The organism is Tropicimonas sp. IMCC34043 (genome assembly GCF_003390845.1).
Taxonomy (GTDB): domain Bacteria; phylum Pseudomonadota; class Alphaproteobacteria; order Rhodobacterales; family Rhodobacteraceae; genus Tropicimonas.
Map to the genome: position 1 here is coordinate 1,452,354 of NZ_QMEK01000001.1, position 15,027 is coordinate 1,467,380.

Sequence of the window (15,027 nt, forward strand, 5' to 3'; positions counted from 1 at the left end):
GAAGAATGGCACGCATCAGTTTTCTAGGCGATCTGCTCGGCACGCTTTATGATCGCAGCCGCCGTCCCGGCAACAGCCAGGACCGCCGACCGGTGGAGGACCTTTGCGACGCCCTTCTCGAGTCGACCAGCGAGGTTGCAGGCCTCCGGCTGGCCAATGGCATCCTGTCCAAATACCGGCATCTCTCACCCGAGGCAAAACTGGGGTTCTTCCGGTATCTGGCCGACACGCTCGATCTGGACGCGGCCGCGGTGGTGCGGCTTGCCGAAGCCTATGGCGCCGATCACAGCCCGGCGAATTTCGCAGCCCTCATGGCGGCGGCCGAACCCCGGCGGCGCATGCTTCTGCGGCGGCTGAACCAGGCGCCCGGCGCCACGGCCGAACTGGTCCGGATGCGGGTCGACCTGTTGGGACTGCTCAAGGACCACCCCGACTTCGCGACGATAGACCAGGACTTCGTGCACATGCTGCGCGGCTGGTTCAATCACGGCTTTCTGACCATGCGCCAGATCGACTGGGACACCTCGGCCAAGTTGCTGGAAAAGATCGTGGCCTATGAGGCGGTGCACCAGATCCACGGCTGGGACGATCTGCGCCGCAGGCTCTATCCGACGGACCGCCGGTGCTTTGCCTTCTTCCACCCGTCCATGCCCAGCGAGCCGCTGATCTTTGTCGAGGTTGCGCTGACCCGCGAGATCCCCGGATCGATCCAGGCGCTTCTGGCCGAGGATCGCGCGACGCTGCAGGCAGACGAGGCCCGCGTCGCCGTGTTCTATTCGATCTCGAACTGTCAGGGCGGGCTGCGCGGCGTCTCGTTCGGCAATTTCCTGATCAAGCAGGTGGTGAACGAACTGTCGCACGACTTGCCGAGGCTTGAGACTTTCGTGACGCTGTCGCCGATGCCCGGTCTTACCCGCTGGCTTCGGACCCAGCAGGGCGATCCCAGGGCAAAACGGGTGCTGGACGGCACGGCGACCGAGGCCGAAGCCGAATCGATGGCGGCGCGCTATCTGTTGGAGGCAAAACGCCCGAACGGGTCGCCGGCCGATCCGGTGGCGCGGTTCCATCTGGGCAATGGGGCCATCATCCACGACGTCCACGCCAACGCCGACACCAGCGCCAGCGGCCTCGAACAATCCTGCGGATTGATGGTGAACTATCTCTATGATTCGGCCCAGACCGAGCGCAATCACGAGGCCTTCAGCAGTGAAGGGAAGGTCGCGGCCAGTCGATCGGTGAAAGCTCGGTCACGCGCGGAAAGGGGCGTGGCTTTCACCACGCCCCCCGCACCTGCCGAAGCCGGAAAATAACCGGCCCAGCCACCTGGGACCCCGGCTGCGGAAGGATAAGACCGCGGTGCCAAGGCCACAAATTAGTTTCCTCCTGAGCGACCGATGCACCCCGGTCCGACTCAGATAGGTGAATGAACGTAGCTCTTGCGCGAAATTACGCAATCCCAAACTTGCCGTATGGGAAAGCAAGACCCCAAACATCTCCGTGCGTGACCGGCCCGTGGGTCGGAATTCACAGCGAAGAGGCCCGCCTGAGCGCCAGAAAATCGTACGTCGTTGACAAATCGAACGCTTCATCACCACCGGTTACACACCAAACCGGCCTGCCCTCGGCCGGCAACCTTTGATTAACCAAGGTTAACACCGCCGAACATCATTTCAATTACGAATTTCGCCATTGGGAGAAAAAATTTCGGATCCTGACGTCCTGACCTGTCCGAATCGGTCCGATTGCCCTTGGAATCGGCGGACCGCGCCTTGATCCGGTGCCGCGCGGCATGTCCGCTGAGGCCCCGGATCGCTGGCAAAGGTCATTGCTGCACGACGTGGAAAAATGTCGACGGTGCGACGCCCTCAGACCCCGGGCGGCGGGTGTTCCGGACACCTGGAACACCTCTTCACCTCACCCGCTGCAGATCGCCCGAAATTCGGTCTCAGGTCAGCTTTTTCGCGACGGCGCGCGCAATCACCCGCTCCTCGTCGGTCTTGACCACAAGAATCGGGGTGATGCCATGGCTGACAATCTCGGCATTGTGCACGTTCGCCGCCTTGTCGATGGACAGGCCGAGGAAGTTCAGCCCCTCGATCACGCGTTCACGGATCTGCCAGGCGTTTTCGCCGATGCCGCCGGCAAATACCACCGCGTCGAGCCCATGGACGGTTGCGGCCAGCGCGCCAAGCTCGCGCTTGACCCGGGCGACATAGTATTCGACCGCCTCGGCCGCATTCGGCTCGTTCGATTCGAGCAGGGTGCGCATGTCGTGGCTGATGCCCGACATTCCCAGCAGACCGGATTTCTTGAACAGGATGTCCGAAATCTCCTGCCGGTCCAACCCTTGCTCCAGCAGATAGAGGATCACGCCCGGATCGAGCTGACCGCAACGTGTGCCCATGGGCAGCCCGTCGACTGCCGAGAATCCCAGTGTCGAGGCGATTGCCTGACGGCCCTTGACCACGCACATCGACGAGCCGTTGCCAAGATGGGCGATCACGATCCGGCCGCCGTGCAGGATCGGATGATGCTTTTCGATATAACCGGTGATGTAGTCATAGCTGAGGCCGTGGAAGCCATAGCGGCGCACGCCCTTCTCGTAATATTCCCGCGGCAGCGCGTAGGTGTCGTTCACGAACGGGTGGCCGCGGTGGAATCCGGTGTCGAAACAGCCGACCTGCACCGCATCGGGGAATGCCTCGATCGCGGCACGGATTGCGGCAAGGTTATGCGGCTGGTGCAGCGGGGCAAGCGGGGTCAGGCGTTCGAGATCCTCGATGATATCGTCGGTCAGAACGACCGGATCGCCGTATTTGATGCCGCCATGCACGATCCGGTGGCCGACGCCTGCAACCCCCGCGGTGCCGAGGATCGGCGCCACAGCCTTCAGAATCGCGGCAACGCCCGAGTTGTGATCGGTCTCGCCCAGGTCCCGTCGGGTCTTTTCGCGGTTGTGTTCCAGTATCAGCTTCGCCGAAGGGCCAAGCCCGTCGATCTGGCCAACGGCGATTTCCGTCGGATCCTCGCCGGCAAGATAGACCGAGAATTTGATGGAACTCGACCCGGCGTTCAGAGTCAGGATTGCAGGCATTGAGGGATACTCCGAAGCTTCGCGAAATGGGCTCGAGGCGGCGTCGCAGATTTGCCGCAACGCAGCGCGCCTGATGAGGGGTTACTCCGCTGCGCCGACTGCCTCAAGTGCGCCAAGGCGGCCGTCGATGCGCTCCATCATCGCACGGGCCTCGGCCTGCATCTCGTGCGGGTCGCGGGCGGCCATGGCCAGGCGCATGGGCGAGACGCAGGGCGCAAAGAACGACACCGCCTGCCCCGCCGCGCATCGAACACGCCGGGGCAGATCGGTCGCAGCACCGGGGATCACCCCATGATCGAATAGCCGCCGTCGATCTTGATGATGGCGCCGGTCACATTGCGGGCCGCATCCGAGGCAAGGAAGGCGGCATAGGCCCCGATGGTTTCGATGGAGGCGAGTTGATGGGTCGGCGCCTTGCGGGCGGCATCGGCCAGCATCTCGTCGAAATGCGCGATGCCCGAGGCAGCGCGGGTGGCAAGCGGCCCCGGCGACAGCGCGTTGACCGAGATCATCTTTTCGCCAAGCTCTGCCGCGACATAGCGGGTGCAGCTTTCCAGCGCGGCCTTCACGGGGCCCATGATGTTGTAATCCTCGACCACCTTTTCGGAGCCATAGAACGAGACGGTCAGGCAGGTGCCGCCATTCTTCATCAAGGGCTCGGCGCGGCGGATCAGGCGCAGGAACGAATGGACCGACACATCCATCGCCATCTGAAAGCCTTCGGACGAGCAGTCGATGACCCGGCCGTGCAGGTCGTCCTTGGGGCAGAAGGCAATCGAATGAAGCAGGATGTCGAGCCCGCCCCAACGTTCGCGGATCACGTCGAACAGGGCTGCGTCCGCGCCCGGCACGCTGACATCGAGCGGCGCGATGATCTCGGCATCGAGCGCTTCGGCCAGCGGGCGCACGTGTTTTTCGGCCCGTTCGTTGAGATAGGTGATCGCCAGATCGGCGCCCTGGGCGCGCATGGCGGCGGCACAGCCATAGGCGATCGACTGGTCGTTGGCGACGCCGACGATCAGCGCCTTCTTGCCCTTGAGTGAGAACATTCTGTTACCCCGAGATGAGTCGCTAAGATGCTAGCGCGCCCTTTGTAACAATGCTGCACCGCCGCACCACACCCGCCGCGTCGCAGCGGCACGGACAGATATCCGTTGGGTCCGTCCCTGATGGGACGTGCAGCGCCGCGCCGGGGAACGGGCGGTTCAGCCGACGGCGGATCCGATGCCCGTCGCCGTCGAGGGATGGTCGAGTTCCAGGTTGAGCGCCCGGGATTCGCCCGTCAGCGGCCGGGCCCAGAGCGCGGCAAAGGTGGCACGCAGGTCGGCGCCCTCGTGCAGGATATCGTGCACCGCACGGCAAACCGGCATCTCGATGCCGATCCGGTCCGCCAGATCGATGACCGAGATCGCGTTGACCTCGCCCTCGACCACCACCGGATTGCCGCCAAACAGGTTTTCCCGCTCGATCCCGGCCCCAAGCTGCACGCCGAAATGCATGTTGCGCGAGGTCTTCGACGAACAGGTCAGCGTCAGATCGCCGACGCCCGACAGGCCCGCTACCGTTTCGCGGCTGCCCCCCAGCGCCTCGGCCAGCGCCATCATCTCGGCGATCCCCCAGGTGATCAGGGCCGCCCGGGTGTTTTCGGCGTATCCCGCCCCCGTCATCATGCCGCAGGCAATGGCCACCACGTTCTTGACCGCGCCGGCAACCTCGACGCCAACCAGATCGTCCGAGACATAGGGGCGGAACATCTCGGACCCGAGCGACAGTGCAAGGCGCGATGCGGTTGCGGCCTCAGGGTCGCGGCGGTGGGCCTGGGCGAAGGGGAAAGCAAGCGTGACCGCGGTCGGATAGTTCAGCGCCGTCTCGCGGGCGAATGTCGGCCCCGACAACGCCCCGATCGGATGCTCCGGCAGTTCCTCGCCCGCAACCTCGCTCAGCAGCTTGCCCGATCCGGTCTCGATCCCCTTGGCGCACAGGACCACCGGCACTCCCTCGCCCAGATGCGGCGCGCACTGGCGGCAAATTTCGCGCAACGTCACCGAGGGCGTGACCAGCAGCACGCAATCGGCGCCGGACAGAGCAGCCCCCATGTCAGCCGTGGCCTCGATCCCCTCCGGCAAGTGGATGCCGGGCAGATAGCGCATGTTCTGCCCGGTCTTGGTCATCGTCGCGATGTCTTCGTTGTTGCGGCCCCATAGCCGCACCTCGCGCCCGGCTTCGCGCGCAACCAGCGCCAGCGCCGTGCCCCAGGCACCGGCACCGACAACGGCGATGGTTTCAAAGGGGCCGCGGTCTGTTTCGGAGAGGGAGGTTCGGGAAATCGGGTCGGGGCTGGGCATATGTTCCTTGCGCCTTGTAGGGTCCGGCCGGAAATTCCGGCCGTCGCCTTGCGCACACGGCCTGCATTCCGGGGCCAGCCAGCGTCTGCCGGCCAGCACTCGCACAAATGGCGCCTTTAGCAACGGAGTTCAACCGCATCAGCGCCGGATTTCCGCCTTTCCACCCTGCCCGCCTGCACCCTATGGTGCCTGCGTCCGACCCCCGGTGCTGCAATGCCGCGATGCCGGGGCGGGCAAGGACGCGACTCGATCGGAGGTGGGGATGTTTGGCAGGGCTGGAGAGCTTTTGACACTGGTAGGAGCGATCATGCACACGATGAACCGTGCGCATCTGGGGCTGATCGCGGCCGGCGTCGCCTTTTACGGCCTGATGGCGGTTTTCCCGGCAATCACCGCCCTGGTCACGCTGTGGGGTCTGTTCGCCAACCCGGATCTGGTCGAAGTGCAACTGAACGAATACCGCTCGATGATACCCGATTCAGCCTTTGTCATGCTGCGCGATCAGGTGCATTCCATCGCCAGCGGTCCAAAGGACGTGCTGGGCTGGGCCGGCGCGCTTTCGCTCCTGACGGCCATCTGGGCGACCCGGGCCGGCGTCGCCGCCATGATCCGCGGGCTCGAGGCCGCCTATGGCACGCCCACGCGCAGCGGCCTGCACGGGATCGTTGTCGCGCTGCTGCTGACGATCGTTCTGGTCGGGGTTGCGCTGGTGTCGCTCGCCACCGTCGTCATCGCGCCGATCATTGTTTCGAGCCTGCCGCTTGGCCCTTATACCGGCTTTATCGTCAACACGTTGCGCTGGCTTGTCGCAATCACCGTGGTGCCGATCGGCATCGGCCTGCTCTATCGCATGGGACCGAACCATCAAAGCCACCACACCCGACTGTTCTCGCTCGGCTCGATCCTTGCCACGGTGTTCTGGGTCGTGGCCTCGCTGGCCTTCTCGGCCTATCTCGAACGCTTCGGACAATTCAACAAGACCTATGGCTCGCTCGGCGCGGTGATCGCGATGCTCATGTGGTTCTATATATCGGCCTTTGTCGTGCTGATTGGCGGCACCGTGAATTCCCACCGCGAGGCCATGGCATCGCCGCCGCACGACCGCGATCCCGAAGTGGATATCCCGTCCGGGCCCGATGCCGGCAAAACCGACCAGCTGGCCTGATCCGCGCGCCGGACGGCCGCGCACCCACCGCCGCACGCAGCCTTGCCGGGCCGAAATCGCAGGTTCCCGATGTTTCGCTATCGCCTTCTGTTGACGCTGCTCAGCCCGGTCCTTGCGCTCTGGCTCGCTCTCCGGCTGCTGCGCGGTCGCGAGGGTCTGACCGATCTTTACGAACGTCTGGGGGGCGGCGGGTCCGTTGCTCCGGCTGGGGGGCCGGTCCTGTGGTTGCACGGCGCCTCGAACGGAGAGCTGACCTCGGCGCGCACGCTGATCGAGACGCTGATCGCCCGCGATCACGCGCTGCGGCTCGTCATCACCGCCAACAACCCGACCGGGCGCGACATGGTCCGGGGCTGGGGCCTGCCGCGGGTCGCGGCCTGCCTCGCCCCGCTCGATTTCCGTGCCTGCCTGCGCCGCTTTCTGGCGCGCACCACGCCGCGGGCGCTGTTGCTGCTCGAAGGCGATCTCTGGCCCAACCGGATGGTGATGGCAGCGGCGCGCGGCCTTCCGGTTATCCTCGTCTCGGCGCGGATCTCGACCCGCAGCGCCGCGCAATGGCGTCACATGCCGGGCGCAATGCAGGCGATGCTCGGCGCTGTCACGCTGCTGTCGCCGCAGGATGCCGCCTCGGCCGAACGGTTCCGCGCGCTCGGCCTGCCTGACGCCTCGCTCGGCCCCCAGCTGTCGCTCAAGTCGACTGTCGCCCTGCCCGCGCCCGACGCAGCGGCCCTCGCCGATCTTGCCGCGCTGTTGCCGCGCGCCGATACGGTTCTTGCCGCCTCGACCCATGCCGGAGAAGAGGCGCAGGTGATCGCGGCCTTCCGCACGGCACAGGCCGAACGCCCGCGCCTGAAGCTGATCCTCGCGATCCGCCATCCCGCACGCAGCGACGAGGTCGCGGCGCTGCTGCGCGATGCCGGCCTTGGGTTCAGCACCCGGTCACGCGGCGAGGCGCCGGGTCCCGGGACGCCGGTCTATCTGGCCGACACGCTGGGCGAGATGCCGCTTTGGTACACGCTCGCCGGGCAGTGCTTTGTCGGCGGGTCGCTGGTGGACAAGGGCGGGCACACACCCTTCGAGCCTGCGCAATTCGGATGTGCCATCCTGCACGGACCCCATGTCGGCAATTTCACCGAGAGCTATGCCAGCCTCGATGCCATGGACGGCGCCATCGCGGTCGCAGACGCGGACGGCCTGGCGCGGGCGCTGGCTGCGCTCGACGCGCCCCGCCGTGGCCGGATGGCCGAGAATGCGACAGCCGCACTCGGCCTTGACGCAACCGGGCTCGATCCCCTGCTGTCCCGTCTCGCCGATGTCACAGGTCTGGTCTCGCTTCGTCCCGACGCCGCCGCTGCGACCACACAACCGGACATCCCGCCCACCTGACCCGGGCCGAGCCGCGCTCGGGCACGCGCGACACTCAATAGGCGCGCCTCGTGTCGATCAGGCTGATCGGGGTCAACAGCAGGATCCGCAGGTCGAGCCAGAGCGACCAGTTTTCGATATAGTAGAGATCGAGTGCGAAGCGCCGGCGCAGGCTTTCGGGATCGTCGATCTCGCCCCGCAGGCCGTGGATCTGGGCCCAGCCGGTGATCCCCGGTGGCAGCCTGTGGCGCGCGGAATAGCCGGAAACGATCTGGGTAAACCGCTCTTGCCGGCTCGAACGGGCATCGACCGCATGGGGGCGCGGCCCGACCAGCGACAGAGTGCCCTCGAGCACGTTGAACAGCTGCGGCAGTTCGTCGAGCGAGGACTTGCGCAGCAGCCGCCCCAGCCGGGTGACCCGCGGATCACCGCGGGTCACGACCCGCAGCGCGCGCGGGTCGCACTGGTCGGCATACATGGTGCGGAATTTCCACACCCGAATCGGGTGGTCGTTGAAACCGTGGCGCTCCTGCCGAAAAAAGACCGGACCGGGGCTGTCGCAGCGGATCATGACGGCGATCACCCCCATCAGCGGGGCAAGCAACAGCGTCAGCAGGCCGCCCGCGACCAGATCGAAGCTCCGCTTGGCCAGCCGCCGTTCTGCCCCGAAGCTCGCCTCGGTCAAGCTGCGTCCCTGCGCGTCTGAAAAGGCAAAGCCCGGATTGAACGCCGAGAGGTGTACCGGAACAGGCAGCACCCGGAACTGTTCCAGCAGCATGGCGATGCGGCGGTCTGCCTCGGGAGGCAGGCAGAGGATGATGAGGTCGATCTCGGCCATCCGGCAGAATGTCACCAGATCGTCGAAACGCCCGATCTTTGGCACATCGAGCACCGCATCGGGCACCCGCCCGGCGCCGCGGTCATCGAAAATTCCGCAGATCCGGATCTCGTTGCCGGGCCGGTCCGCCAATCCGCGCACCACCCGCTCTGCCTCTGCCCCGCCGCCGGCCAGCACCGCCCGGCGCGCGGTCAGACCGCTGGCCACGGCCCAGGCCGCTGCCGCGGACAGCGCCACGCGGAACGGCACCAGCGCCAGCACGGCGACCAGAACGGCTGATCGGGCCAGCGCGCCGAAAGACGCGGCCTGCCAATGGAGCGCCGCGAGCAACAGCGCGACCGCAATGGCGGCAAGTAGCGGGCCAAGCCCGCGTCGCACCTTTGTCAGCCGCTGAAGGCCATAGCCGCCCAGCGATGCAACGACCGCCACCGAGACAAGTGCCAGTGTGACCGCGGCCATCGACGCCGGGCCGATCGGGAACTGCGGGCCCGGCGTGGCCCCGAACAGCACGAACCAATAGCCGATCGCCAGCACGAGTGCCTCGGCCGCTGCGGCCAGAACCGCAACGCGAATGGGCGCCAGCGACGGCCGCGCGAGAAGCCGCGCCGCACGGGCTGCCGCCTCGCTCACCTCCGAATCGGCCGCGGGAAACCCCACGGTGATGGACTGGATCTGGGTCACGACGCCTCCCGCCTTGCCACTGCTCGCCGGCGCAAACCTAGGAGGCAAAGGTTACCGGATCCTCATCGCGAAAATTGGACGTGTCGCGGCGCGCCGGTGGGCGCGCGCGGCTGCGATCCTGTCGCTCGTTCATCCGATTGGAATTCGTGGTGCGGGTGAAGGGACTCGAACCCCCACGCCTTGCGGCGCTTGGACCTAAACCAAGTGCGTCTACCAGTTCCGCCACACCCGCAAAAGCCGGGAACGCCTGCGCGCCCCACCGGCTTCGCGCCGTTCTAGCAAGGCGTCACAACCGTGGCGAGAAGAAAAAAGCCGCCGCACATCCCCGGAGGATGGCGGCGGCAGAGTGACGATCCACTCGCCCGGCCCGGAAGAGACCCGAGGCACGGGACCCTCCGTCGAGGGACAGGCAGGAAACCAGGCGCTGCACGAAAACGGGGATGTGTCAGGCACCGCCGGGCGAGGGATCGCAGGCAAACGGAAAGGGTCAGAAAAGGCCCGGCAGATGCAGTCCGACAATCAAGGCCGTCATCAGCGAGAGGGCTCCGAAGGCATCCGTGATCAGAGTCGCGTTGTGGCGGGCGATGATGGATCGAAGCTCGGAGTACATGGAGGCGACCTCTTGGCTGGAGAATCTGTTGCCACTTTGTTCTCATATCTGGCCGCCGAAGTACAGAACTTTAATAGAACATTAGAGAACAAAACAAACTAATAGTTAACGAGACAACCTTAACGGGTGATTAACCAATTGAGATCAACCGGATGGCCCGATCCTGCTCCATCAGCCACAAAAGTACCCGTGCCGCCTGCCCGCGGGCGCTCTCGAGTGCTGGATCGACGGCCAGAAGCCGCCGCGCATCCTGTTGAGAAACCTGCATAAGTCCGGCCTGACGCTCCAGATCGGCGATGCGGAATCGGGGCAGGCCAGACTGCGCGGTGCCGATCAGGTCGCCCGCCCCGCGCATCGCCAGATCTTCCTCGGCGATGCGGAATCCGTCCTCTGTCTCGCGCAGAATCTCCAGCCGCTGCCGTGCCAGCTCGGTCAGCGGCGGGCGGTACATCAACAGGCAGGTCGAGGCCGCGTCCCCCCGCCCGACCCGGCCGCGCAGCTGGTGCAGTTGCGCGAGGCCAAAGCTCTCGGCCTGTTCGATCACCATGATCGAGGCATTGGGCACGTTCACGCCAACCTCGATCACCGTCGTCGCGACCAGAACCGCGGTTTCGCCGGCCACGAACCGCGCCATCGCGGCATCCTTCTCGGCGGCGGGCATCTGGCCATGCACCAGCCCGACCGTCCCCTCGCCAAGCGCCGCGCGCAGCAGGCGGAACCGTTCCTCGGCGGCGGTCATGTCGACCGCTTCGCTCTCTTCGACCAGCGGGCAGACCCAATAGGCCTGCCGACCCTCCGCGACCGCCTTGCGCAGGCGCGCAATCACCTCCTCGGTCCGGGCCACCGAGACGAGCGCGGTCTTGACCGGCATCCGCCCTGGCGGCTTCTCGTCCAGCATCGACAGATCCATGTCACCATATTGCGCCAGCGCCAGACTGCGCGGGATCGGCGTCGCCGTCATCACCAGCACGTCGACCGCATGCCCCTTGGCGCCCAGTTCCATCCTTTGTGCCACACCGAACCGGTGCTGTTCGTCGATCACGGCCAGCCGGAGGTCGTGGAAGGCCACATCCTTCTGGAACACCGCATGGGTGCCGACGAGGATATGGATGTCCCCCGCCGCCAGCGCCGCGAGCTTCGCCGCCCGCTCGCTGCCCTTGTCGCGGCCGGTCAGGATCTCGACCACCACGCCCGCGCTTTCGGCAAGCGGGCGGATCGAGGCCAGATGCTGGCGGGCGAGGATCTCGGTCGGAGCCATCATCACCCCCTGCCCGCCGGCCTCGACCGCAACCAGCAGCGCCTGCACCGCAACCAGCGTCTTGCCCGACCCGACATCGCCCTGCAGCAGCCGCGCCATGCGCTTCGGCCCGCCCATGTCTTCGGCAATCTCGGCAATCGCGCGTTCCTGTGCCGCGGTCGGACGATAGGGCAAGGCCGCCAGCACCTTCGACTGCAGGGCGCCGGTCGCGACCGAGGCGCGGCCCTTGCCGCGTCGCTCGACACTGCGGGCAAGCGCCAGCGTCAGTTGGTGGGCGAAAAGCTCGTCATAAGCGAGCCTGCGGCGGGCCGGGTTGTCGGGCGACAGATCGCGGGCGGTTTCGGGCGCATGGGCGGCCAGAACCGCGGCGTGCCAGTCGGGCCAGCCCTCGCGCAGTTTCAGGTCGGGGTCGATCCAATCGCTCAGCTCCGGCGCCCGGGCCAGTGTCGATCGCGCCGCCTTTGCCATGACCTTCTGTGTCACCCCGGCGGTCAGAGGGTAGACCGGCTCGTAGGCCGGGATCTCTGACGCCTCGTCGGGACGCAGGATGTGGTCGGGATGGACCATCTGCGCCACGCCATCGAACAATTCGAGCTTGCCCGAGACCAGGCGGCGTTGCCCGGTCGGCAGTTGCCGCATCAGGAAATCGTCGCGGGCATGGAAGAAGACGAGTTGGAAGCTGGTTGCCGCATCCTCGACCTCGACACGATAGGGGCCACCCTTGCGCAGCGCCTTGGTGTGGCGCCCGACGGTGACCTCGACCGTCGCCGTCGCGGGCAGTTCCAGACCCCGGATCGTATCGACGCGGCGGCGGTCGACGCCCGCATGGGGCAGCGTGAACAACAGATCTCGCGGCCGTTCGATGCCGGCCTGGGCCAGCAACTCGGCGGTCTTCGGCCCGACGCCCTCGAGCGATTCGAGCCCCGCGAACAGCGGAAACAGGATTGGCGGCCGCCCGCTCATGCCGGCCCCGTCACAGCCGTTCGATCAGCGCCAGCCAACCGTCCTCGTCCAGAGTTTCGATCCCCAACTCGGCGGCCTTCTTGCCCTTCGAGCCGGCGCCCGGACCTGCCACCACCAGATCGGTCTTGCTCGACACCGAGCCCGAGACCTTGGCCCCCAGCGCCTCGGCCCGGGCCTTGGCCTCGGCCCGGGTCATTTTTTCCAGCGAGCCGGTGAAGACGATGGTCTTGCCGGCAATCGGGCTGTCGCCGGTGTCGGGCCGGGTTGCCGCCTCGATCTGAAGATGCCGCGCCAGCCGGTCGATCGAGGCCCGCTCATGCGCCTGCCCGAAGGCAGCCACCAGCGAGGCGGCGGCAATGGCGCCGATGCCGTCGATGCCCACCAGATCTTCCCAGGCGCTGCGGGCCTGATCCGGGACCGCGGGTTCCTGTTCCCAGACCGCCTTGCGCGTGCCGGCGATATCCGCCCGTCGGCCCGTCTCGGCCGCGGCGCGGCGTTCGGCGACAATGGCCGCCTCCGCCTGCTGGTGGCGCCGTTCGGCCATGCGGGCTGCGTCAATCGCCTCGATCAGCGCCTCCCAGGTGCCGAAATGCCGGGCCAGGTCCTGCGATGCGACCTCGCCCACATGGCGGATGCCAAGCGCGAACAGCACCCGGCCGAGCGGGATGCGCCGCCGCTCCTCGATCGCCTCGAAAAGCTTGCCCGCGCTCTTCTCGCCCCAGCCCTTGATGCGCCCCAGCGGCTTTTCCGACAGAAAGCGGATTGCGCCTTCCAGCGCCCTGTCATCCGTCTCGTCCACCGGGATCTCGACCGAGCGCAGGAGTTCGGCATATTTCGCCCGCGTCTCCGCCGCCCGCTCCGGTCGCCCCAGCTGGCTTTGCAGAAAGCTCGCCAGCCCGTCCTTCAGCTTGCTGCCTTCGCGGTCCCGTGCCGGCAGCGTGAAGATGTCGGCGGGTTCTTCGATCCAGTGCAGGAAATAGAACAGCTCCACCTGCTTCGCCCCCAGACCTTCGATGTCGAAGGCCGCGCGGGACACGAAATGCTTCATTTTTTCAACCGCCTGCGCGGGGCAGATCAACCCGCCCGTGCAGCGGCGGATGGCATCCCCCTCCTCACGGATCGCCTCGGATCCGCATTCGGGACAGGTTTCGGGAAACCGATAGGCTTCGGTCGCCTCGGGGCGTCGCGACATGTCGACATCGGCGACCTTCGGGATGACGTCGCCGGCGCGATAGACCTCGACCCAGTCGCCGACACGGATGTCCTTTGGCTCGCCATGGTCATCGGGGCGGACCACATCGCCGCCGGCCGAGCGCCCGGCGATGTAATCCTCGTTGTGCAGCGTCGCGTTCGAGACAACGACCCCGCCCACGGTCACCGGCGTCAGCCGCGCCACCGGGCTCAGCGCGCCGGTGCGGCCGACCTGAATGTCGATCGCCTCAAGCCGGGTCCAGGCGCGTTCGGCCGGGAACTTGTGGGCAATCGCCCAGCGGGGCGTGGTCGAGCGAAACCCCAGCCGCTGCTGCAGCGCAAGGTTGTCAACCTTGTAGACCACCCCGTCGATGTCATAGCCGAGCGTCGCCCGCTGTGCCTCGATCTGGCGATAGTGGGCCAGCAGATCGTCGGGGCCGTGGCAAAGCTCGGTCAGCGGATTGGTGGAAAACCCCAGCGCCTTCAACCGGGCGATGGCTGCCATCTGGGTCTCGGCCAGCGGGTCGGACAGCGCACCCCAGGCATAGGCGAAGAACTTCAGCGGCCGGGCACGGGTGATCGCGGGATCAAGCTGGCGCAGCGATCCGGCGGCCGCGTTGCGCGGATTGGCAAAAGGCTTGCCACCGGCCCCGGACTGCCGGTCGTTCAGCGCCGCGAAATCGGCGTGGCTCATATAGACCTCGCCGCGCACCTCGAGCAGCGCGGGCGCGCCCGCGATCCGCTCGGGGATGTCGTCGATGGTGCGGGCGTTGGCAGTGACGTTCTCGCCCACTTCGCCGTCGCCCCGTGTTGCCGCCTGCACCAGCGCGCCGTCAACATAGCGCAGCGACAGCGACAGCCCGTCGATCTTTGGCTCGGCGGTATAGGAAAGCGCTCTGTCCTCGGGCAGGCCGAGGTACTTTTTCACTGAACGGTCGAACTCGACCACGTCTTCGTCTGCGAAGGCATTGCCAAGCGACATCATGCGCTGCGCATGGGTCACCTTTGCAAAGCCCTCGGCCGGTGCCGCCCCGACCTGGGTCGAAGGGCTGTCGTCCCGGACAAGCTGCGGGAAGCGGGCCTCGATCGCAGCGTTCCGACGCTTCAGCGCATCGAACTCCGCGTCGCTCATCACCGGCGTGTCTTGCTGGAAATAGGCGCGGCCTGCCTCGGTCAGCCGTCTGGCGAGCTGTTCCAGCTCTGCCCGCGCCTGATCCTCGTTCATCGCCTCGACTGGCAAATCCGCTGGAAATTCCCCGGCCATCGGCCCCTCCGCTCGCCTGTGCCTTCACGTGATAGGCGGCGACGCCGGGCCGGTCCAGTGCCGGCGCGATGCCGCGGCCAATCCCGCCGCAGGTCGTGGCCAGTGCCGCCACAGGTCGTCGCTGTCTTGTCGGCCGGAACGAAAAAGGGGCATGCCCATGTTTCCATGCGCATGCCCCGATATCTCGCCGACTTGAGGGAAAAGCCGTACGAACACCCGCCCTCGGTCGACCGGACCATGTCCGGCCGACCGT

11 protein-coding genes and 1 tRNA gene are annotated in these 15,027 nt (G+C 66.5%); 3 read left to right on the forward strand and 9 right to left on the reverse strand.

All coding sequences use genetic code 11. The annotated features are described in order from the left end of the window. The first annotated feature begins 5 nt into the window (after positions 1–5). Positions 6–1,310: a malonyl-CoA decarboxylase domain-containing protein gene (locus tag DQG17_RS06790; protein ID WP_369907993.1), complete on the forward strand. Its 1,305-nt coding sequence runs from the start codon at positions 6–8 to the stop codon at positions 1,308–1,310. 635 nt (positions 1,311–1,945) lie between these two features. Here the strand turns inward: DQG17_RS06790 and DQG17_RS06795 are convergent. The 4 genes from DQG17_RS06795 to DQG17_RS06810 form a co-directional block, all read right to left on the reverse strand. Next, on the reverse strand, positions 1,946–3,094 hold the full coding sequence (locus tag DQG17_RS06795; protein ID WP_116131963.1) for an acetate/propionate family kinase: 1,149 nt from the start codon (positions 3,092–3,094) through the stop codon (positions 1,946–1,948). Positions 3,095–3,175: 81 nt separating this feature from the next. Further along, positions 3,176–3,322 (reverse strand): hypothetical protein, encoded by a 147-nt coding sequence (locus tag DQG17_RS06800; protein WP_157973545.1) that lies wholly within the window; start codon positions 3,320–3,322, stop codon positions 3,176–3,178. Between the two features lie 56 nt (positions 3,323–3,378). Continuing rightward, entirely contained in the window at positions 3,379–4,143 is a 765-nt protein-coding gene (gene fabI / locus DQG17_RS06805; RefSeq protein ID WP_116131965.1) for an enoyl-ACP reductase FabI, read from the reverse strand. 156 nt (positions 4,144–4,299) lie between these two features. After that, a complete protein-coding gene (locus tag DQG17_RS06810; RefSeq protein WP_116131966.1) occupies positions 4,300–5,439 on the reverse strand; it encodes an NAD(P)H-dependent glycerol-3-phosphate dehydrogenase in 1,140 nt (379 codons plus the stop codon). 307 nt (positions 5,440–5,746) lie between these two features. Between DQG17_RS06810 and DQG17_RS21635 the strand changes: the two genes are divergently transcribed. Beyond that, positions 5,747–6,604 carry a YihY/virulence factor BrkB family protein gene (locus DQG17_RS21635; protein ID WP_157973546.1) on the forward strand — a complete coding sequence of 286 codons (858 nt, stop codon included), beginning with the start codon at positions 5,747–5,749 and terminating at the stop codon, positions 6,602–6,604. Positions 6,605–6,673: 69 nt separating this feature from the next. After that, the gene (locus DQG17_RS06820; RefSeq protein ID WP_116131967.1) at positions 6,674–7,990 is read left to right on the forward strand and encodes a 3-deoxy-D-manno-octulosonic acid transferase; all 1,317 of its coding nucleotides are present in this window, start codon (positions 6,674–6,676) and stop codon (positions 7,988–7,990) included. A gap of 34 nt (positions 7,991–8,024) precedes the next feature. On the opposite strand, the gene DQG17_RS06825 is transcribed toward DQG17_RS06820, so the two are convergent. From DQG17_RS06825 to ligA, 5 genes are all read right to left on the reverse strand, one after another. After that, a complete protein-coding gene (locus tag DQG17_RS06825; RefSeq protein ID WP_232829345.1) occupies positions 8,025–9,488 on the reverse strand; it encodes an exopolysaccharide biosynthesis polyprenyl glycosylphosphotransferase in 1,464 nt (487 codons plus the stop codon). Between the two features lie 147 nt (positions 9,489–9,635). After that, positions 9,636–9,720 (reverse strand) — tRNA-Leu (locus tag DQG17_RS06830). 255 nt (positions 9,721–9,975) lie between these two features. Beyond that, the gene (locus tag DQG17_RS22070) at positions 9,976–10,098 is read right to left on the reverse strand and encodes a hypothetical protein (RefSeq protein ID WP_255415645.1); all 123 of its coding nucleotides are present in this window, start codon (positions 10,096–10,098) and stop codon (positions 9,976–9,978) included. 130 nt (positions 10,099–10,228) lie between these two features. Continuing rightward, on the reverse strand, positions 10,229–12,319 hold the full coding sequence (gene recG / locus DQG17_RS06835) for an ATP-dependent DNA helicase RecG (RefSeq protein WP_116131968.1): 2,091 nt from the start codon (positions 12,317–12,319) through the stop codon (positions 10,229–10,231). A 10-nt stretch (positions 12,320–12,329) separates the two neighbouring features. Beyond that, positions 12,330–14,774 carry an NAD-dependent DNA ligase LigA gene (gene ligA, locus DQG17_RS06840; protein WP_232829346.1) on the reverse strand — a complete coding sequence of 815 codons (2,445 nt, stop codon included), beginning with the start codon at positions 14,772–14,774 and terminating at the stop codon, positions 12,330–12,332. Between the last annotated feature and the right edge of the window lie 253 nt (positions 14,775–15,027).

Coding starts and splice junctions, on each gene's coding strand:
- DQG17_RS06790 (WP_369907993.1), top strand. CDS start 6: ATGGCACGCATCAGTTTTCTAGGCGATCTGCTCGGCACGCTTTATGAT.
- DQG17_RS06795 (WP_116131963.1), bottom strand. CDS start 3,094: ATGCCTGCAATCCTGACTCTGAACGCCGGGTCGAGTTCCATCAAATTC.
- fabI (WP_116131965.1), bottom strand. CDS start 4,143: ATGTTCTCACTCAAGGGCAAGAAGGCGCTGATCGTCGGCGTCGCCAAC.
- DQG17_RS06810 (WP_116131966.1), bottom strand. CDS start 5,439: ATGCCCAGCCCCGACCCGATTTCCCGAACCTCCCTCTCCGAAACAGAC.
- DQG17_RS21635 (WP_157973546.1), top strand. CDS start 5,747: ATGCACACGATGAACCGTGCGCATCTGGGGCTGATCGCGGCCGGCGTC.
- DQG17_RS06820 (WP_116131967.1), top strand. CDS start 6,674: ATGTTTCGCTATCGCCTTCTGTTGACGCTGCTCAGCCCGGTCCTTGCG.
- DQG17_RS22070 (WP_255415645.1), bottom strand. CDS start 10,098: ATGTACTCCGAGCTTCGATCCATCATCGCCCGCCACAACGCGACTCTG.
- recG (WP_116131968.1), bottom strand. CDS start 12,319: ATGAGCGGGCGGCCGCCAATCCTGTTTCCGCTGTTCGCGGGGCTCGAA.
- ligA (WP_232829346.1), bottom strand. CDS start 14,774: ATGGCCGGGGAATTTCCAGCGGATTTGCCAGTCGAGGCGATGAACGAG.